General features: G+C 36.0%; 19 protein-coding genes and 1 pseudogene. 18 read left to right on the top strand and 2 right to left on the bottom strand.

The window, feature by feature from the left end:
- Window positions 1-8 precede the first annotated feature (8 nt).
- Window positions 9-1,091, top strand: a complete 1,083-nt coding sequence (locus tag G589_RS0117895; RefSeq protein WP_026523070.1) for a glycosyltransferase WbsX family protein — start codon at window positions 9-11, stop codon at window positions 1,089-1,091.
- Complete coding sequence (locus tag G589_RS0117890; protein ID WP_026523069.1) at window positions 1,092-1,709, top strand: CatB-related O-acetyltransferase; 618 nt, start codon at window positions 1,092-1,094, stop codon at window positions 1,707-1,709.
- 114 nt (window positions 1,710-1,823) lie between these two features.
- Here G589_RS0117890 and G589_RS22505 read toward each other — a convergent pair whose 3' ends face one another.
- Together G589_RS22505 and G589_RS22355 are read right to left on the bottom strand one after the other, a co-directional pair.
- Window positions 1,824-1,943 (bottom strand): hypothetical protein, encoded by a 120-nt coding sequence (locus G589_RS22505; protein ID WP_442855624.1) that lies wholly within the window; start codon window positions 1,941-1,943, stop codon window positions 1,824-1,826.
- Between the two features lie 20 nt (window positions 1,944-1,963).
- Window positions 1,964-2,548 carry a hypothetical protein gene (locus G589_RS22355; RefSeq protein WP_026523068.1) on the bottom strand — a complete coding sequence of 195 codons (585 nt, stop codon included), beginning with the start codon at window positions 2,546-2,548 and terminating at the stop codon, window positions 1,964-1,966.
- 247 nt (window positions 2,549-2,795) lie between these two features.
- Between G589_RS22355 and G589_RS0117880 the strand changes: the two genes are divergently transcribed.
- From G589_RS0117880 to G589_RS0117820, 16 genes and pseudogenes are all read left to right on the top strand, one after another.
- Complete coding sequence (locus G589_RS0117880; RefSeq protein ID WP_026523067.1) at window positions 2,796-4,277, top strand: flippase; 1,482 nt, start codon at window positions 2,796-2,798, stop codon at window positions 4,275-4,277.
- A gap of 59 nt (window positions 4,278-4,336) precedes the next feature.
- A complete protein-coding gene (locus G589_RS20655; protein WP_051192580.1) occupies window positions 4,337-5,107 on the top strand; it encodes a TylF/MycF/NovP-related O-methyltransferase in 771 nt (256 codons plus the stop codon).
- A gap of 555 nt (window positions 5,108-5,662) precedes the next feature.
- Entirely contained in the window at window positions 5,663-6,019 is a 357-nt protein-coding gene (locus G589_RS0117870) for a hypothetical protein (protein ID WP_026523066.1), read from the top strand.
- Window positions 6,020-6,092: 73 nt separating this feature from the next.
- Window positions 6,093-7,580 carry a hypothetical protein gene (locus G589_RS0117865; protein ID WP_026523065.1) on the top strand — a complete coding sequence of 496 codons (1,488 nt, stop codon included), beginning with the start codon at window positions 6,093-6,095 and terminating at the stop codon, window positions 7,578-7,580.
- Window positions 7,581-7,604: 24 nt separating this feature from the next.
- Window positions 7,605-7,715 (top strand): annotated as a pseudogene (locus G589_RS21765) (Fe-Mn family superoxide dismutase); the annotation flags it as partial.
- Entirely contained in the window at window positions 7,696-8,169 is a 474-nt protein-coding gene (locus G589_RS20650; RefSeq protein ID WP_051192577.1) for a hypothetical protein, read from the top strand. The pseudogene G589_RS21765 and the gene G589_RS20650, both read left to right, overlap by 20 nt.
- Window positions 8,170-8,189: 20 nt before the next feature.
- Window positions 8,190-9,788, top strand: a complete 1,599-nt coding sequence (locus tag G589_RS0117855; RefSeq protein WP_155832585.1) for a hypothetical protein — start codon at window positions 8,190-8,192, stop codon at window positions 9,786-9,788.
- A 1-nt stretch (window position 9,789) separates the two neighbouring features.
- The gene (locus G589_RS0117850; protein WP_026523063.1) at window positions 9,790-11,607 is read left to right on the top strand and encodes a hypothetical protein; all 1,818 of its coding nucleotides are present in this window, start codon (window positions 9,790-9,792) and stop codon (window positions 11,605-11,607) included.
- A gap of 70 nt (window positions 11,608-11,677) precedes the next feature.
- Window positions 11,678-11,944 carry a hypothetical protein gene (locus G589_RS22405; protein ID WP_330366754.1) on the top strand — a complete coding sequence of 89 codons (267 nt, stop codon included), beginning with the start codon at window positions 11,678-11,680 and terminating at the stop codon, window positions 11,942-11,944.
- Between the two features lie 51 nt (window positions 11,945-11,995).
- Window positions 11,996-12,154, top strand: coding sequence for a Fe-Mn family superoxide dismutase (locus tag G589_RS22475; protein WP_334291258.1), 159 nt, complete (start codon window positions 11,996-11,998; stop codon window positions 12,152-12,154).
- Between the two features lie 49 nt (window positions 12,155-12,203).
- Window positions 12,204-12,296 (top strand): Fe-Mn family superoxide dismutase, encoded by a 93-nt coding sequence (locus tag G589_RS22500; protein WP_442855625.1) that lies wholly within the window; start codon window positions 12,204-12,206, stop codon window positions 12,294-12,296.
- A gap of 6 nt (window positions 12,297-12,302) precedes the next feature.
- Entirely contained in the window at window positions 12,303-13,781 is a 1,479-nt protein-coding gene (locus tag G589_RS0117840; protein ID WP_026523062.1) for an MBOAT family O-acyltransferase, read from the top strand.
- A gap of 8 nt (window positions 13,782-13,789) precedes the next feature.
- A complete protein-coding gene (locus G589_RS0117835) occupies window positions 13,790-15,229 on the top strand; it encodes a hypothetical protein (protein ID WP_026523061.1) in 1,440 nt (479 codons plus the stop codon).
- An 11-nt stretch (window positions 15,230-15,240) separates the two neighbouring features.
- Window positions 15,241-16,674 carry a WecB/TagA/CpsF family glycosyltransferase gene (locus G589_RS22310; RefSeq protein WP_242826480.1) on the top strand — a complete coding sequence of 478 codons (1,434 nt, stop codon included), beginning with the start codon at window positions 15,241-15,243 and terminating at the stop codon, window positions 16,672-16,674.
- Between the two features lie 7 nt (window positions 16,675-16,681).
- On the top strand, window positions 16,682-18,109 hold the full coding sequence (locus tag G589_RS0117825; protein WP_026523059.1) for a sugar transferase: 1,428 nt from the start codon (window positions 16,682-16,684) through the stop codon (window positions 18,107-18,109).
- Window position 18,110: 1 nt separating this feature from the next.
- Window positions 18,111-19,622: a glucosyltransferase domain-containing protein gene (locus tag G589_RS0117820; RefSeq protein WP_026523058.1), complete on the top strand. Its 1,512-nt coding sequence runs from the start codon at window positions 18,111-18,113 to the stop codon at window positions 19,620-19,622.
- Window positions 19,623-19,656 lie beyond the last annotated feature (34 nt).

Genomic DNA, 19,656 nt, shown 5'->3' with positions numbered 1-19,656 from the left:
AGATTTAGATGAGAATTATATCATTTTATTTACCACAGTACTATCCCACAGAAACTAATGATAGATGGTATGGAAAAGGATTTACTGAGTGGACAAATGTTGCGAAAGCGAAACCTTTATATAAAGGCCATTATGAACCACATATTCCTGCTGATTTAGGATTCTATGACCTAAGAGTGGCGGAAACAAGAAGAGCACAGGCAAAAATGGCTCAGGAATACGGAATTGAAGCTTTTTGCTATTGGACATATTGGTTTGGAAATGGCGTGACTGAATTAGACGGACCATTATGGGATATGTATAATGATGAATCAATTAAAATTAGTTATTGCTTAGGATGGGCAAATTGTTCTTGGGAAAAAAAGTTTTGGAATAATGAAGCAAAAGGAAATCTTATCATTCAAGAGCAACGCTATTTAGGAAAAGATGACTATAAAAAGTTTTTTTATAGGATGTTGCCTTTATTTAAAGACAAGAGGTACTTTAGAGTTGACAATAAACTCTTTTTTATTATTCATTATCCGTTAGATAATAGAGATGAAGTAAAAAATTTTGTTGAATGCTGGAGGGGGTTAGCAGAAAAAGAGGGATTGACAGGTTTCTATTTTGCTGCCGCTGATTTCGATAGCAGGAGCAAGGAAGAAATACTGGACCTGGGAATTGATGCAATTTACAACATGGACACAATTAACATTCATCACAGATTAAGTGTTGCCAGAAAGGTATTATTAAAAATAAAGCGAGAATTGTTCGGATTTCCAACCGTTTTTAATTATAAGGATGCAATCAAGTATATGGTTACTGATGATTGCAAAAATGATAATGTGATTCCGGTTGTGGCACCTAATTGGGATCATTCACCAAGGTCAGGAAGAAATGCTATAATACTGAAAGACTGTGAACCTAGATATTTTAAAAAAGTATTGTTAAGGGCAAAAAAGATTGTTTCAACCAAAAAAGATGATCATCAAATTGTAATAGTTCAATCATGGAATGAATGGGGAGAGGGAAATCATCTAGAACCAGATTTGAAGTATGGCAAAGGTTATTTAGAGGCAATTGCAGATGTTATGGGAGAAAGGGAAAATTAAATGATAGCCTCAGTTTACTATAGAGTTCGGTTATTGGTTGAACGTAGGAGATGGAGAAGGAAGAACAGACATAATTTTACGTATATGGCTGAAGAGTTTAATCCATTATTAGTTGAAGTTGGGAATGGCTCATATGGTCTTATTCATGTGATAAACTTTTCGGACACATATAAGTTGAAGATAGGAAACTATTGTAGCATAGCAGGTAACGTGTATTTTATCGTTTGTGGCGAACATAGTATGGATACAATTTCGACGTATCCATTTAAAGTTCAATACTGTAATCAGAAGTATGAGGCTACTTCAAAGGGCGATATAGTTGTTGGTGATGATGTATGGATTGGACAAAACGTGACTATATTGTCTGGGGTGCATATTGGTCAAGGAGCAGTTGTGGCAGCGGGATCTGTTGTAACTAAAGATATTCCTCCATATGCCGTTGTCGGAGGAAATCCTGCAGATATTTTAAAATATAGGCATTCTGAGGAAATGATTAATGAGCTTTTAAAAATAAATTTTTCTAGGGTTTCAATCGAAATGATTTTGCAACATAAGAATGAATGGTCAGATGAACTAGTTGATAAAGAGCAATTAAATTGGCTGCCAAAGAGGTTGTGAAATTATATTCGGTGTGGTAACTTGAAGAATCATAAGTCCTCATTCATGAGTGCCAAATAAAAAAGAAACCGCCATTTTACTGGCGATTCATAGAGTAGAACCTTGATAAGTTAATTATGATTTTTTAAACTTGCTGGGACATTTTATCTGAACATCTTTCGACCACGGAAGAAGCTTGTCCAAGAAGTCGAGATTTTTATCATTTTGATGTTTTGGAATTTCGGGCAGCAGCAACTCCAGATAGTCGTAGGTATTTATGCCATTGGCTTTGGCTGTTTCAGTAAGACTGAGTTAACATACTTACCATTAATGATAGAGGCAACAAGTGCAGGAGTTGCGATACTGTTACGGAACAGATCAACAGGCCTTTCAGCTCGTACGATTTTTCCGTTGTTATCTTTTGATGCATAAACGTGGACATGATGTTCATCAACTATAAATGTCTCAGGGATTAAATGAAGACGCTTATATACTTCTTCTGGAAGCTCCTTGTAGCCGTTAGGGAATTTCTTGGCCAGTTCTTCTTCAGAAAGCTTGTGGTCAAAGACACGTGCTGGAAGACCATCAAGGTCAGTTTCACGCTTGCCTTTGCGTTTAGAACGTTTGTAGGAAGAAATGATAACTTCAGTAATTTCAGGTTCAGGAGCTGATGAATCCATGGTAGCTTCAACTTCATTGAAAGAATCAAACATTGAAAGCTGGCCATCAATCTCAGATACAGACTCAGAACGTTTGCCAAACTGACGCTGATTCATGAGGCGGAGCTGCTCTACAAAAATCTCAAGCTGACGGTTTGTATCGGCAAGCTGAGCGTTGGCAGAGTCAAGCTGTGACTGCATGGAAGCAAGCTGGTCCTGCAAAGATGAAACAATGATGACCAGAGCTTATTTATTAAGATTATTCAGTTGTTCTTCCGACAATTGAATCATAGATTTGCTTATTAATTAATAATTATAGCAAAACGCAGCAAGAAAGACGAATTCACAGAAGCGTGAAAGTGGTGAAAATGCCCATGGTTATGGCATTAATAGAAGGCGAATAAAGAATCTTAAATAACAGACAGAAATAAAAAGAAAGGATTACTTAATGAATCAGAGTAACCATGTGAGTATAAAAAGAAATACTATTTATAATGCAATTAAGACCATTTCGTCTATACTATTTCCGCTTGTGATATTTCCTTATGTTTCAAGGGTGCTTCTTCCTGAAAATTTTGGAAAGGTTAATTTTGGAACATCAATTGTTTCTTATTTCAGTTTACTGGCAACGCTTGGAATTTCTACATATGCTATTCGCGCATGTTCGGCAGTTAGAAATGATGATAAAGCACTAGAAGATACAGCTAGTCAGATATTCAGTATTAGTATTGTCACGACAGTTATAGCGTATTTTTTTTTGATGCTGTTTCTATTTGCAAATAATAAGCTAGAAGATTATAGACATCTTATTGCGATTCAGAGCCTAAGTATTCTTGCAACTACAGTAGGAGCTGATTGGTTGAATTCAGCTATGGAGGATTTTAGATTTATCACAGTAAGAACAGTTGCGTTTCAATTCATTAGCCTTCTATTGGTGTTTATATTTGTACGTCGTCCAGAAGATTATTTAAAGTTTGCAGTAATCAGTATGATATCATCAGCAGGCGCAAGTGTTCTCAATGTATGGCACAGACAGAGATTTTGCCGAGTACATCTTATTATTGATTTGATTCATGGAATAGAGTGGAAACGTCATATGATTCCTATTATGAGTTTGTTTACCATGCTGTTAAGTCAGCAAATTCTCAACAATCTTGATGTTTCTATGCTAGGATTTATGAAGGGTGATAGAGAAGTTGGATTGTACAGTACTGCGATGAAAATTTATAATTTAGTGACACAGGCTATACTTTCAATTACGTGGGTAGTGCTTCCTAGACTTACTATTAGTTTTAATAATAAAGACTATAACAGGATCAATGCACTTTTGAATTCTGTTGTGGATTTCACTCTTTGTTTGGGACTGCCGTGTTTTGTTGGACTGTTTATATTAGCAGATGATGTACTAATGGCTATAGCTGGAGGAGAGTTTGTTGAAGCCTCAGAATGCTTAATGATTCTTTCTGTTTCAATGATATTTATGTTTTTGATTAATATTTTTGGAAATTTAGTGTTACTACCGAAAGGAGAAGATAAAACTTTTACTATTGCATGGATTGCTGCAATGGCGTTTAACATTATTTCGAACGCATATTTTATTCCTAGATGTGGTATTATTGGAGCAGCTATAACGACGTTGCTGGCGAATATGATAGTAGCGATTATATGTATAATTAATGTTGATAAAGCGGTTGATTTTGGCAACAAGAAACAGCATTTTATCCCACCCATTATAGGAACTATTTTGGTTGGGGTGATTTGTATTTTGTCCAAAATTATAGTAGGCAACTCGATTATTACTATTGTTGTTTCTATAATTATATCTATAATAGTATATGTGACCGTTCTGATCTTATGCAGATATCAGTTAGTTGTAACTACGTTAAATAGTGTTGTAGGTGTATTAAATAGAAAAAAGAACAAGGATTAAATAGTTTAGATTTCTATATTACAAAGTATAGACAAGAAAAGTAACAAAGGAGCATTTCAATGGGCATAAAAAAAGAATTATTTGAGAAATCTTTAGGATTGCACAATCTTATTGCTAAGCGATTCGGATTACATGTTGGATTGGTGAATGATGGATCTAGGATTATTGATACAATGCTATATGATGAGCACTCAAAAAGCATGGTTGCTAAGGAATTATGGAATTCTGATTACGTCAGATATAGAACATTAGAGCTAGTAGCTGAGGAGATTAATAATAAGGATATTGAGGGGAGTTGTGCTGAGGCAGGTGTATTCCTTGGTGAGTTTAGCAGCGCGATAAATCGTTGCTTTTCAAATAGAAAGATTTACCTCTACGATACTTACGAAGGATTTGATAGTAGGGATTTGCAGGAACAAATGGAAAAATTTAATCTTAAGAGCTTGCCTAATAGTAAAGGGGTGATGGATACAGCTAAGAGACATTCAGCTAATGAACAGATAGAAGTTGTTAAAAGTAGACTAATAACTCCGGAGAATGCTGTTATTAGAAAGGGATATTTTCCTGATACAGTTGAAGAAGAAAAAGATGATAAATTTGCTTTTGTGTCATTAGATATGGATTATTACCGCCCTTTGTTTGAAGGACTAAAGTTTTTTTGGCCAAGAATGTCTGCTGGTGGATATATTTTTATGCATGATTATAATTGTTACGAAGAGCTTACAGAAGGCGCACATAAGGCTATTGAAGATGCCCAAGAATATCTTAATACTAAATTTCATATTGTACCGTTAGCTGATTATGCGGGTACGCTTGTTATTGTAAAATAACATATGCAATATTCTATTAGAATGATTTATAGATTACGAAAGCTTGATAATGCAGCAGTTAGCGTTATAAGGAGAATGTTAGCCAAGGTTGAAACAAGCATTGTTACTACATGGATATATTGCATTCGGTTATAAAAGAAGTAAGAACGAAGAATTTGTTTTAACCTGCGTTCCCGCGAAATTATACCAAGGCTATGGTATAAATGATGTAAGCGTCAAATAACGCGCCTATGGTTTAATCCACTACTATGGTTAACTTTAAAAAACTGAAAAAACTAACTAGACAATATGTAATGACCTCCACGTTGCTACATAGTGGAGGTCATTACATATTGTCTAGTGGAGGCTTTTCAACGATTATAGAATATGTCTAGAAAATGATGGAATTGTTTAGAATTGCATTCTGATATTGTAGTGAACAGAGATTTTGGTCATCATAGCAACAGGCAACTTGTTTACAAGTAAGCGTCAAATAACGCGCCCTGATTTAATCCACTACTATGGTTTACTTTAAAAAACTGAAAAAAATAACTAGTTTTTTAAAGGAGGCCAGGTATGGATCAGATCACACATGATGTTCGCACAGCCCAATGGGCTGAATGTTTTCTTTCTTATGATGATGACGATACTAAGTTGTGGCTTCAGATGAGATATTATTCACGTCCACGAATACTTATAGCTGCGCCTATCCGGCCTACTGCCAGAAACGATGATAATCCAAATACAACTGTTATGAAACCGGAGGAGTGGATTGATTTGTTAATTGAAAATGATGTTGATTATGTGCTGTTTCATACTGCAGATGAGCAATTTGCCAAAGAATTTGCTGTAGTATTTGGTGGGAAAGACAATATCAGTAATGATACTGTTTATAAAGTAGAGGGGCGTAGGCTTGTTGCCTGTTCGTTTTAGTGCTTATTTAGTAGAGGCTTATATGAAGTTTTAATGAGATGTGATTTTTTGTTGAGATAAGGAACAGTATGGTATGGAAGGCAGGATAAAAATATCTGAAATATTTTATGTTATATTCTTTCTTGTGTTGTTTACCACAAGAATATTAGGCTTGGTAGAAGGCAACATGGGATATAATATAACTCTTTTGATAGGAGCTGTATGTTTCCTGTTGAGCTATTTAATGAATTCAGAATCGTTGTTCACTCGTATGTGTGATCTGGGGTTGATTATAGTTGCTTCTTTGGCGTATGTACTATCTGGAGAAAAGGGACTACTATTATTCTTTGCAATGATGATAGGTGCTAGAGTGATATCTGTCGAAAGATTGTTTAGACTTTCGCTTTTTTTATCAGGTACTGCATATGGAGTGATGATATTTTTATGTGTGTTTGGTCTTATTCAAGATAAGGAGTATTATCCATTGGCGACTCCTGTTGGCGATATTCTTAGGAGGTCAATTAGTTTATTACAATTGAATGTGATAATGGTACCCTATCTTGTTTTCATGATGATGGTTCTTTTTTTATACAAAAATGAAAATAAAAGAAGAACTGTCTCTATATCACTTTTATTGTTTGCAGGATTAATATATCTATTTATTTATAGTTTTGCAAAAACAGCTTTGATAGTGGGAAGTCTGGTATTAGTCCTGCATTATTACTATCGTTTCAAGTGCAATTTTTCTTTGCTTACAAGGCTTCTCACTCATGGGTATTATCTTTTTTGCTCGTTTATCGGGATTTTATGCCCAGTCTTATATGAAGGTGAAATATTTGGAGGTGAGGGAAATACTCATTTTTTGAGTTGGCTCCATCGTCTTTACATTGGTCATTATTATTGGATTAATAACACTATATCGTTGTTTGGGCAACGTCTTAATGATCCTGATCCGGAGTCGGTTATCTATCCGGTAATCCACCAGTCGCAGCTTTATTTGTTATTGCAATATGGACTTATATTATTTTTGGTTGTGAATCTTTTATATCATATTGCCATAGAAGATATGATAAAGCGGAAGGCAGGAACAGAGATTGCAATAGTATTAAGTTATGCGACTATTGGCATAGTAGAGCCGCTTTTATTCAATCTGTCTTTTAAGAATATATCCTTTATATTTGTCGGGTTAGCCTACACCAGCTTTATTAAGTTAATCGAAGGAAAACTGAAAGTAAAGACAAAGATCATTGCACCGCTGATGCGTTTTAATCATGCTTTTTCTTACAGTATAGATTATGATAAATGGAAGGAAAGGCTTACAGTGGCACATCAAAAAACAAAACAAAAAAGGCTTTTTGCTTTTGTTGGATTATTTGCTGGATTTATAATTATTATGATTATGACGAAGATTGCTTTACCTAAAGGAGCTGAAACTGATGGAACGATATTTATGGGATTTGAGTATGGCAGATTTGTGATTACTGCTGTGGTGTGGAGTGCGGTATTAAGTGGGGCAATAACACCAATATTCGCTGTTGTGAAAGCTGTACGGACAAGCAAACTCGAAAGAAAGAGATATTAATGGTACAATTTGGATGTTTAGTAGCATGCATATTATTTAAAATACAAGAATTTAAGGGCAGATTATGTTAAGACTTTCTGGAAGGTCCTTGACTGGAAGAAGGTATCTGACCTGTATGATCAAGTGGTTGGTTAATGATGAAATGATTAAGTATGAGCAGCCATATCCTTATGTTATAGGACTTGTTTTAAGGTCAACGAACAGTATTTGCAATGTTACTGTTAACCACAGAGATTGTCTTCAAGGAGTGTCTGGTTATACGTTAAAGAGGCTATTAGCATTGTGGTTCAATGGTTTTACTGCATTTTCCATTAAGCCATTAAGATTTGCTGAAATGTTTGGAATAATGACTGCGTCGATGGGATTTGTATATGCATTATGGAACATTGTAAAAAAGCTAATTAGTCCTACTGCGCCTGTTGGATGGGCGTCTACAATTTCCGTCATTCTAATTATTGGCGGTGCTATACTTTGCGTGTTGGGAATGATGGGGGAATATATTGGACGTATATATATTTGTATTAACAATTCCCCACAGTATGTGATAAGAAGAATCATTAGAGGAGATTCTGATGTTGGAGGCGAATGAGTTTGATGAGGAGTGTTTTTTTGAACGATGTTAAAATTCGAGATTCGAGTAAGGCGAATAGACTTATTGCTATACTTGCTGGTATCCTTTTTGTTGTATCTATAATACCTATCATTTGGATGATTCCCTTCAATTATGCTTCGGCTGAAGATATGAATTTCGGTGCTAGTGTTCATAGAGCAATAATGGACGGAGGTAATGCAAGTTACGTATTTCGAACTGCGCTAATACAAGCAGGTGAAACATATAATACCTGGCAGGGAACTTGGTTTTGTAATTTTGTTCATCAGTTTGAACCATCTGTTTTTAACGAAAAGGCATACGTTATTGTACCTGTTTTTGCGATTGCTTTAGTTTTGCTTTCTCATTATGTTTTCTTGAAAACCATATTAGTAGATATTTTTGAGATTGATACTAATACGTTTTATACAGTTTTTTTTATTTTCTCGTTCTTTCTTTTTCAATTCATTATATCCCCTAAATATGGCTATTTTTTTTACATAGGAGTTATAGCCTATACATTACCTGTGATACTCGCAATTTTAGTAACTACCATGCTGATCAGATATTTATTATATGAACATATTGGCATGTTGCTTTGGACGATTCCGCTTGTCGTAATGGTGGGAGGGTGTGGGTATCCACCTGCAGTGCTACTACTAACTGTATTTCTTTTGTGTGCTGCCAGAATACTGTTCTCATCAAGTAAGAAAAGAATGTTATTTTTACTTATGCCGTTTATTCCATTTTTGGTTTCTTTATACATAAGCGTAATAGCTCCGGGAAATCATGCTAGAGGTGGGAGTAATCTTCATGTTGGTTTTAGAGAATTGTTTATTGTCTTGGCAAGATCTTTGAAGGCGGGGCTATTGGGAGAGTATCGTGAGACGAGTTTTTATTATTACATAAGGCCATTATTTATTCTTGTAGTTGCATTGTTTATTATTTCATTTTATGCATTTGACCCACATCGTTGTAAATATCCTATAGAGAATCCTATTATTGCATTGTTCGTGCATGTGGCGATAGTTTCATGTGTCCACGCGCCAGAAGAATTAATAAACTTAGTAGCAAAAGAATCTAATGAGGCAACTGGTTTTTCTAGTGGAGTGTATAATGCTTACTATTTTGTGTTTATGCTTAGTACTACAGTACTATGTATGTATATTGGGGCATGGGCGAAGACGATATTGCTAAAGTACATGCCTAGCAGTAAATTAATTGACAGTAAGTGGTTTGAGCAGCATATAATGATTGGTTTTGCTTTATTTGTGGTGATGTTTTGTCTTGTGATGGGTAAGCACTTGGTGGGAAATACTGTTGACTATTTATGCATTAATTATATTAAAAGCGGTGCACTTATGGATTACGATTATCAGATGAGAGAGCGGATAGCTTTACTTAGTGATGATACTTGTAGCGATGTAATTGTTCCGCAAATGAATTATGATCAAGGGCCTTTTCAGCACTTCTCGCTTTCTGAATATGATAAAGATGCATGGGCGAATGTGTGCACAGCTAGGTTTTACAATAAGCAATCGGTTCTGGCAATGGATAGGGTGACCTTTTATGGTCAATATGGTTATGTATTAGAAGATGAAAATTCTTCGGAGCCGTAAAATGATAGCAGGGATATGTCTCTGCGCGGGTTTAAAAGGATATAAACATTGTATGGAAATGCATTTATCAAGTCTTTATAAAAAAGAAAAGAGTTATTTTATTGTCATAATAATTTCGCTATTGTTCTGTATAGTTAGTGTTGCTGGAGGAGAACTTGATTATGCAGGAGGCGATGATTATTTTCGTAATTTAATGAGCGTAGGTGCTTTTGGAGATAAGTATTGCTATTATATCCCATATAGTAATGTTTTGTATGGAATACCTATTGCAATTCTTAACAGACTGTTACCATGGGTGGATTGGTATTACTTAATAATGATAATAATGAATGTATCATCCATCGTGGTAATAAGTGAAATAATCGCATTTAAAATGCTGCGTAATGGAAAATTTGCTTCAAGAGGATTTATTATAAGTATTGCGATGATTATGAATCTTATCATGGCGAGAGATTGCTATATATCAATTCAGTACACAAGGTGTGCGGCATTGTGGATAGCTACGGGAATATTATGCATGGTTGAATTTATCAGAGGAAATAACAAAAACTTGTTCGGAATACTGCTAGGTATATTCTTTTTTTTCATTGGAGCGGCTTGTAGAATAGAATGCTTATACATGTGTATACCATTCTTGTTGGCATTGGCAGTCATTTTAATTACTAAGGGAGTAAGACATGAGGCTAGTAACAAAAACATTGTTTTAGTTTTTATACTGTTAGCTGTATCTATTGTTATAATTTTCTTTTCTGAGTGGATATTCAGAAACAATAATCCAGAATGGAGAACATTTTGGGAATATGACAAGAAAAGCACACTTATAAGAGATTTTTATGGTGCGACTTATGATCATGACCCAAATCGATATGATGAAATTAGTACCGATGAGAATGACTTAGAGTTGTTTCGTAGCTGGATGTTTGCTGATACTGATTTTTTCACTGTCGAGTGGTATGACAAAGTTGCATTAATAGAAAAACCATTTAGTAATAGCGGGCATGGAGTTAGCTTAAGAGTAATTGGGCTAGCTTTTATAAATCTTATTAAAGCATGGAATCATGCGCCATTTGCCAGCAAAGGGGTGCTGATTTCAGTTTACCTCATGATATTACTAATGTGCGTTTTGGGTGATAGTTTCGCAAAGATATATTCTTTATTAAATTTAGGTGCGTTGTATGTAGTGTACGGATACTTTACATATGTGGGAAGATTCATGTGGAGAGCTGAGTATGGGGCCTTTATTACACTTTTCATATTAATGATTTTATACTTCAATTGTTTCTTTAGCTATAATTGTAGATTTAATAAGTACTTAGATTATTGGAAGTTACGCATTAATATAAAGCATATAGTTGCTGCAATGATAGTTGCTTCTACATTAGTTACGTTGGTTTATTCTGGAGGCATGATTTATAATTGGCTTTATATTAAGGATAGACATGTGGTGAATAATGAAGCAGATATAACAGGAAGACTATATTCTTTTAACCAAAATGATGAATGCATATATGCTATGACGGATTTATATATATCTAATAATCCTATGAGTATAACAAGGGAAAAATACCATAATACATTTAGAAATGTTATATATTTGTGCGGATGGCTTGCGCCTACGCCTACAGTAATGGAAACTGTTAGAGCTTCTGGAATAGAAAATCCAATGCGGGCATTAGTAGAGGAGGACAATTTTTATCTTTATTCAACAAATGAAAAGATGCCTGAAATTATACGAACACATTTACAAAAAACACTTAATAAGGGTGTTGAGTATAAGAAAGTGTCAGATGTGCTTTATGATTATTTCTACACTTCATAGTATTTACTGCATGATAAAAACGCATATAGTATGAAATACATGCTCTAGATAATGATTAAGTATGTTCTGTATGTTTAAGAAGGATAAACTTGATTTTGAAATAAATGTGCTTAAGTCATATATTGACCAGTTCACTATGGGAACTCATTATGGCAAGCATCATGCAGCATTCATCAAGGTGTTTAATGAATTTGCTGAGAAAGCAGGAGTTAATGACAAGTCCGTAGAAAATGTGTTATCATTTCTTGAGTCTATTACTTATGAAACATTGAGGAAAAGACTTAGAGATCAGGGAGGCGGATATTATAATCATAATCTTTATTTCTCAACGCTCTAGCTAAATGCTGTTAAAGCTCCAAAGTGAAAACCTGCAGATAAGAATAATGAGATACTTGGAAGTCTGGATGAAGTTATTGATAAGTTTTCAAAAGCTGCTGCGGGTAAGTTTGGAGCAGGATGGTCATTTCTTTCAGCTGACAAAGCTGGTAATCTTTATGTAACAGCATCTCCTAATCAGGACAATCCTTTTAGTGAGGGAACTGATTGAACTCCTATTCTTGCATTGGATGTATGGGAGCATGCATATTATATGAAAAATAAATAATTTAAGGGCAGATTATGTTAAGGCGTTCTGGGAAGTCCTTGACTGGAAGAAAGTATCTGACCTGTATGATAAGGTTGTGGTTTAAGGAGTTATGTTATTTAACAGTATTGATTTTTTGATTTTCTTTCCAATAGTTTTACTGCTTTTATGGTGTGTACCTAAAAAGGTTAGACTTCCGTGGATGCTGGTATGCAGCTACTTCTTCTACATGTGCTGGGAAGCTAAGTATATTGTGCTTATATTGGCATCTACAGTAATCACCTATTTATGCGCTATTCTAATGGAAAAAACAAGTGTGCTAAGAAACAGGAAGCTGATAATGCTTCTTTGTATTGTTTCTAATCTTGGCATCTTGTTTTTCTTTAAGTACTTCAATTTCTTCCTTGATACAATTGGATATGTTTCACACTCAGTACCAAGGCACATCGATGTTTTGTTGCCTGTAGGTATTTCTTTTTATACATTTCAGGCTCTGGGATATACAATTGATTGCTATAGAGGAAAGACCAAGGCTGAACATAACTTTATAACTTATGCGCTGTTTGTGTCATTCTTTCCACAGCTTGTGGCTGGGCCTATTGAGAGAAGCGGGAATCTTTTGGGACAATTAAAAGATCTTGCTATTAAAGAAAGAAAAGATATATACAGGATTGATAATGTCCAGCAAGGCCTTATTGAGATGTGCTGGGGAATGTTCATGAAGTTAGTAATTGCAGACAGAGTTGCGATACTGGTTGATAATGTTTATTCAAACTTAAACCTTTATGGTAGTGTAGGGCTGCTCATGGCATTCTTTGGGTTTGGACTTCAGATATATTGTGATTTTGGAAGCTACTCTACGATTGCAATTGGTGCTGCAAAGGTTATGGGTATTAGACTTATGGAGAATTTTGATGCTCCATATTTTGCAACTTCAGTTACATCATTTTGGAGAAAGTGGCATATTTCACTATCATCATGGTTTAGAGATTATGTGTATATTCCACTTGGTGGCAATCGTAAGGGTAAAGCAAGAAAGCTCATTAATGTGTTTATAGTATTCGTTCTTAGTGGATTATGGCATGGCGCTAACTGGACGTTTGTGTTCTGGGGTGCAATACATGGTATTTTACAGATTGCTGAGAATATTGCTAAGCCTACACTTCATAAGATTGAAGAAAAGCTTGGAGTAAACAAAAATTCTTTTGGATTTGTACTTTGCAGAGCAGCGATAGTTACTGTGGCTGTTGATTTTGCATGGGTGTTCTTTAGAGCGGATAGTTTTTCACAGGCATACACTCTGATCCATAGATTGTTTACAAAGCCGGATTGGTGGATTTTATCAGGAGACACAATTTATTCTTATGGGTTAGATGTTAATGAAATGTGGATATTGGTTGCAGCTGTTCTTCTCTTAACAATTGTTGACTTTATAAGAACAAGAAAAGGATTAACTATAAGCCAGTGGCTTGTAGGGGAATTTGCTGTTTTCAGAGTATGCTTTATACTTGTTGTGGTGCTCGCTACTATAGTTTTTGGTGAATATGGTCCTGGATTTGAATCACAACAGTTTATATACTTTCAGTTTTGAGGTACCAAATGAAGAAAAATGCATTTCTATTTGAGATTACAGCGTTTGTATTGCTGCTGATTATTACTGTTTCTCAGCTATATGGTATATTAAGATATAAGAATACCGGAAGCGGTGGTGGTGCAGATAATTTTTATAGTACAGATGTCCCTATTGATGTAGTGATATTTGGAAGTTCACACGCTGCATGTACTGTTAATAACGGAATATTGTGGAGTGAGAATGGAATTGCAAGCTATACGCTTTCTGCCGGCGGTCAATTGGGAGATGGTACTGAATACTTCGTTAAGGAAGTCATTGCTAATAATAAGCCCAAGGTGGCGCTGATAGAAACTTATCTGTTATTAAGCGAAGAATTCACGTTAGATTCTTTTTACAGATCAGCACTTACTTCAAAGTTTTCGCCAAGGTTTATTGATTACACACTTAATGTTGTAAGGAATAACAAGCTTGACAGGACAACGTTAGAGGACATGCTATTGAGGCTTCCTATAGTCCATTCAAGATATAAAGAGCTTACCAGGGAAGATTTTATATCAACAGAAGAGTATATTCGTGGATACCGAGGTAGTATTGAGACTATAGCTTTTGAGCCAATCCAGATATCTGAAGGTACAGTTGAATTATCAGAAAGCACACTTATACATGTAGATAAGATTATCGAGGTATGCCAATCAAATGGGGTTGAACCGGTATTCTTTGCTGCTCCATACTGTGCAAGTGAAGAACAGCAAAACCAGCAAAATGCTCTTCAGGCTCATGTTGAGTCAAAGGGATGCAGATTCTTAAACTATATTAAAGATTATCAGGAATATGGAATTGATTTTTCCAAGGACCTAAGAGATACAGATCATCTTAATGACTACGGAGCTGAGAAAATTACCAGAGCTATATCTGATGTCTTGGTTTCGGAGTATTCGCTTCCTGATAGGCGAGGAGAGAGCGGATATGAGCTGTGGGATGACCATGTGAGATATCTTTCTGATAGACAATTCAGGTATAATATTAGAGAATGTAATGAGGTGTCCGAGTATCTTGATTTGCTGAAGGATAGATACTCTGATTTTAGTGTTTTGATTTCACTTAATGGCAATTATAGGGCTGTGGGAGATGATGCCTTTTGGCCAGCCTTGGCTGATTTTGGAATAAGCCAAGAAGATTATGAAAAGGGCGGTATCTTTGTTTTAAGATCAGGGAATGTAAGCTGGTATTCTGATGGCTCAGCTGAGTTTAGCCATTATGAAGAATTGGGAACAACGGATCTGAATATATACAAGACAGAAAATGATGAGTTTGCCAATATAATATTAGGAGAAGATATCTTTTCGCCTGAATACAATGGAATCAGCATTTTAGTGTTCGATGAGAAATTGGACTATATTGTTGATGCAATGCAAGTGAATGTATACAATGGTACGGAAGTGATTAAGGCTGAATTAGGCGATTAAAAGTTGTACGAATGAAGAACAGAACCAATTATCCAATCATTAGAGTTTTTATAATTGATGAAATTGCTATAATCATGGCTATGGCTATAGCTCTTTTGGTACGCTATGGAAGAGACGCAATCCATTCCCACAGCTACTTTAACGGCATTTACGTTTCTGTAGTTATTACCATGTGTGTTTTTCACGTTATTGTTTATCTGCTGTATGATACTCGTAAGACATCGATTTTTATCCAGGACCCCATAGAGAATTTTGCTACAGTATTCAAGAGCAGGTGTATTCTTGTGACGCTTGCTTTTGTGTATCATTATGCTATACACATGAGCACGGATTCTTCCAGAGCAGTTATGGCAACATTTTTCGTACTGAGCGTACTTATAGGGTATGTGCTTAGAATGTTGTATAGAAGGCATCATATACGCAAGTATGGTACAAGTGATGACTGGAAGATACTGAAGGTTGAGTATCCCTATCCTAAGACTGAAGAGCTAAAAAAAATGCTTTCAGATGGGGATTACAATGAAATTCTCATTATGACAAGAGGTGTACCTGAAGCTGATCTTGAGAAGATGATAAAAGAAGCAGAAGATTTGGGAATCAGAGCTTTTTGTAGTATTTCAGCCTTGAATTACACTGTGAAGCCCGGCATCATTGCTGATATAAGGGGATATTCAGCAATTCCGGCTTTTGTAAGAAAAGAGAAGTTTCCGCTATTTGGTGTGAATTATTCCATAGCCAAGACAGAGGAAGCTGTACTTCATGTAATAAGACACATTAAGGAATTATCAGGAAAATATATCTGTTTCTCTAATGTACATACTTCGGTAATGGCTAGAGAAAACAAGGAATATGCGGATATACTGAATGAATCGGCATTTACATTCCCTGACGGAAATCCAATTGCTACCTTACAGAGAAAAAGCCGTATCAAGGGGGCAAGCAGAGTGGCAGGGCCTGACTTCATGGAGCACATGTTTAGAGACACAAGAAAGGGACAGATATCTCATTTCTTCTACGGGGCCAAGCAGGAAACTCTTGATGCATTGAAGGCAAATCTGGAATCAAAGTATCCGGGAATAATAATAAAAGGACTCTATTCACCACCTTTTAGGGATTTGACTCCTGAGGAGGATCAGGCTGATATTGATATGATCAATGCAGCGGGGGCTGATATAGTATGGATAGGGCTTGGTGCACCTAAACAGGAAAAATGGATGAAGGCTCATGAAGGCAAAGTGCACGGCGTCATGATGGGGGTTGGCGCAGGATTTGACTTTCATGCCGGGACAATTAAGAGAGCACCTAAATGGATTCAGAAGATTGGGTTTGAGTGGCTGTATAGATTGCTACAGGATCCAAAGAGGCTTATCAGCAGATATTTTGTGACAAACATTAAGTTTATGTGGTATATTGCTATAGACTATATGTTTGGGAAGAGAGTATGAGGAAAGTATGAATAAAAAGTATAAAACACTGCAAACATACGCAATTTGGCTCATAGATATGGCAAGTATATTGGTGTCATATCTTATTGCTACATGGCTTAGATATAATACGAGGAATGACTGGGGAGATAAAACGCTTCACTATATGGTGTGCGTTGTATTTCTCCTTTTCTGCGTTATTTACACATTCCTTGCAGACTGGAATAGGGACTTCATAATCAGAGGATTTGCACGAGAATTCTTAGCAGTTTTGAGGACTGTTTTTGTAACTGTAGTAAGTGCGTTGGTAGTTGTATTCTTCCTACAGTGGACTAATATTTTGTCCAGATTTGTTGTGGGCAATTTCGTATGGATGGATATACTCCTGACATTTGTTGCAAGGGTATTGTTTAAGGAATTTCTGAGAAGACATATAAGCAGTGACAAGAACGTATTAAAGGTCGTAGTTATTTCAGAGAAAGCTCTTATGGAGAAGACAATAGAGAGGCTGGTTGTCAGAGGCTCTAATGTTGGATACAAAGTTGTAAGAGCATATTGTGCAGATAGTGATAATGCGGAAAATAATGAGAAATGGATGGTGGGAGATGTACACGTCCATTATGGTATTCAGGATATCACTTCTCGGCTTATTACAGATCCTTTTGATGAGGTATTCATTAATACTCCAAATATTCCTCAAAGTAAAATGCAGGACATTATTCTTGGATTTGAAGAGATGGGTGTCAATACTCATTACTGTCTTGAACTTCCCAGTGTTGGAAAGGCAGTTACAGAGGTTGGAGATTTCCTTGACTATTCAGTGTTGTCTTATAACATGAATAAGACCAGTTATAAGAGGCTGTTCATTAAGCGAATTATCGACATTATTGGTGGCTTGGTAGGCCTTATCATTACAGGAATAATAACACTGTTTTTGGCTCCGGCTATTAAGATTGATTCGCCTGGTCCGGTTTTCTTTTCACAGGTAAGAGTTGGTAAGAACGGTAGGAGATTTAAGATCTATAAGTTCAGATCAATGTATATTGATGCTGAGGAGCGTAAGAAAGAACTTGAGGCTCAGAATGAAATGAGCGGTCTCATGTTCAAGATGGAGAATGATCCGCGAGTTACCAAAGTTGGCGCATTTATAAGAAAGACCAGTCTTGATGAGTTTCCACAGTTCCTTAATGTTCTGAAGGGTGATATGAGCCTTGTGGGCACAAGACCACCGACAGAGGCTGAGTTTGAACAGTATAATGAGCATTACAGAAGGCGCCTTTCAATGACTCCGGGACTTACAGGACTTTGGCAGGTTAGCGGAAGAAGTGATATTCAGGATTTTGACGAAGTAGTTAAACTTGATCTTAAATACATCGATAATTGGAGTCTTACAGAAGACTTTAAGATATTACTTCAGACTGTAGGAGTTGTACTTTTCAGTAAAGGTGCAAAATGATATGCAAATTTATAATAAGCATAAAGAGAAACTGATTGCCTTTATAGAGAGTTTTTTTGTATTGACAGCGCTTTTTGGAGGATTGCTAAGAAGAGCTTTTAATGCTGATACAATCACATATATGGTCTATGCCAAGGATGATGCAGATGTCAGAATTCGTGCAGGAAGATATGTGATTGCTCTGTTTGATGTAATCTTTTATAGACTAGGAATTAAGACCACTGACTTCATGCCAATTGCAATCCTTCTATCTATGGTTGTGCTTGCTGTGACTGTAGTGGTATTACTGGATATATTTAACCAGTTTAACGCTAAAGACAGAATACTGTTTTCAGCAGGCTTTGCGCTTGCTCTTGGGCTCGGGTTTTACAACGTGCTTTTTGCTGAATACTTCATGTTTACAGAGGTTACAATATTCTATACAGCAGGTTTTTTTGTAGCTGCTGTTGGAGTGCGCTCTTATGTTAGCAGCAATAGTGGTAAAATCATTGCCTATCTCTTGTTTGTTCTTTCTGCCTGCACATATCAGTATACAGTTGTTTTTGCAGCTATTGTTTTGGCATTTTACTATATGCTGATAAATGATTTTAGATGGAGCATAAAGGCAGTAATTGAAGAACTGCTTGGAGTTGCTTTACCCATGAGCACTGGGATCATATGCATGATCTCAATAAAGATTGTGGGACAGATTCATCCTGATCTTGCTTCCATGAAACCTTATAGCGATGAAAGTGCTATAGATAAGCTTGGAGGAGTTATGGAGAGTATAGGAATGTTCTTGAAAGATTCCTATACTCTTTTACCAGGTAGATTTATACCTGCATTTGTGCTATTGGCATCAATATGCGTATGCATTTATTTGATAATGAAGACTAAAGGTATGCAAGGAGTTCTGTTCTTTGTAGTTGTTTGTCTTGGTTGCTTGGTATTGATGCTTGTTATTCCTATGCTTGGAACAGGTTTTAATTTCCCGCCAAGAATGTCTTTCTGCTTATATCTGATTCAGGGATTAATCATTATTACAATAATGAGTTTACTTGGTTCTTCTATTAGTGGGCTGTCTGACAATACACGCGAAATTCTTTTTAAAGCGACTACATATTTAGTTATGGGATATGTATGGATCCAGATGCTTGGCTGCTCATTTATTACTTCCGGAAGATATGTTTCTAATACGCTCGATAAGAACTATTCTCAGATTGTTCTTAAGGAAATTGAGAAGTACGAGGAGAAGACGGGTATTACTGTTACAAAACTTGGAACATGTACCGATGCTTATGCGCCTATGTTTTATGAGGAGAGCAGGGTTCATTATGGCCAAATAAATGAACGTGTTATTGGTCAGTCTACAAGATCACTTATAGAAGCTATGTGGGGCAGACGTTTTGAAGGTGCTGACGGAGTACCTGCTGATGTTTATGAAGAATACTTTGCAGGCAAGAATTGGGATTATTTCGATGTAAATGAGCAGCTGGTTATTGTTGATGACACTGCATATCTTTGTGTGTATTAAGGTGGATGGGGTTAATGCAGTTTAATAGCTACGA

Source organism: Butyrivibrio sp. VCB2001 (assembly GCF_000423965.1).
Classification (GTDB): Bacteria; Bacillota; Clostridia; order Lachnospirales; family Lachnospiraceae; genus Butyrivibrio.
The sequence above is the reverse complement of the archived record's forward strand: the minus strand, read 5'-3'. Positions and strand labels throughout refer to the sequence as shown.

What these genes read in the sequence shown, in the direction of transcription:
- G589_RS0117895 (WP_026523070.1), top strand. Translation starts at nt 9, where the DNA reads ATGAGAATTATATCATTTTATTTACCACAGTACTATCCCACAGAAACT.
- G589_RS0117890 (WP_026523069.1), top strand. Translation starts at nt 1,092, where the DNA reads ATGATAGCCTCAGTTTACTATAGAGTTCGGTTATTGGTTGAACGTAGG.
- G589_RS22355 (WP_026523068.1), bottom strand. Translation starts at nt 2,548, where the DNA reads ATGCAGTCACAGCTTGACTCTGCCAACGCTCAGCTTGCCGATACAAAC.
- G589_RS0117880 (WP_026523067.1), top strand. Translation starts at nt 2,796, where the DNA reads ATGAATCAGAGTAACCATGTGAGTATAAAAAGAAATACTATTTATAAT.
- G589_RS20655 (WP_051192580.1), top strand. Translation starts at nt 4,337, where the DNA reads ATGGGCATAAAAAAAGAATTATTTGAGAAATCTTTAGGATTGCACAAT.
- G589_RS0117870 (WP_026523066.1), top strand. Translation starts at nt 5,663, where the DNA reads ATGGATCAGATCACACATGATGTTCGCACAGCCCAATGGGCTGAATGT.
- G589_RS0117865 (WP_026523065.1), top strand. Translation starts at nt 6,093, where the DNA reads ATGGAAGGCAGGATAAAAATATCTGAAATATTTTATGTTATATTCTTT.
- G589_RS20650 (WP_051192577.1), top strand. Translation starts at nt 7,696, where the DNA reads ATGATCAAGTGGTTGGTTAATGATGAAATGATTAAGTATGAGCAGCCA.
- G589_RS0117850 (WP_026523063.1), top strand. Translation starts at nt 9,790, where the DNA reads ATGATAGCAGGGATATGTCTCTGCGCGGGTTTAAAAGGATATAAACAT.
- G589_RS22405 (WP_330366754.1), top strand. Translation starts at nt 11,678, where the DNA reads ATGTTTAAGAAGGATAAACTTGATTTTGAAATAAATGTGCTTAAGTCA.
- G589_RS0117840 (WP_026523062.1), top strand. Translation starts at nt 12,303, where the DNA reads ATGTTATTTAACAGTATTGATTTTTTGATTTTCTTTCCAATAGTTTTA.
- G589_RS0117835 (WP_026523061.1), top strand. Translation starts at nt 13,790, where the DNA reads ATGAAGAAAAATGCATTTCTATTTGAGATTACAGCGTTTGTATTGCTG.
- G589_RS22310 (WP_242826480.1), top strand. Translation starts at nt 15,241, where the DNA reads ATGAAGAACAGAACCAATTATCCAATCATTAGAGTTTTTATAATTGAT.
- G589_RS0117825 (WP_026523059.1), top strand. Translation starts at nt 16,682, where the DNA reads ATGAATAAAAAGTATAAAACACTGCAAACATACGCAATTTGGCTCATA.
- G589_RS0117820 (WP_026523058.1), top strand. Translation starts at nt 18,111, where the DNA reads ATGCAAATTTATAATAAGCATAAAGAGAAACTGATTGCCTTTATAGAG.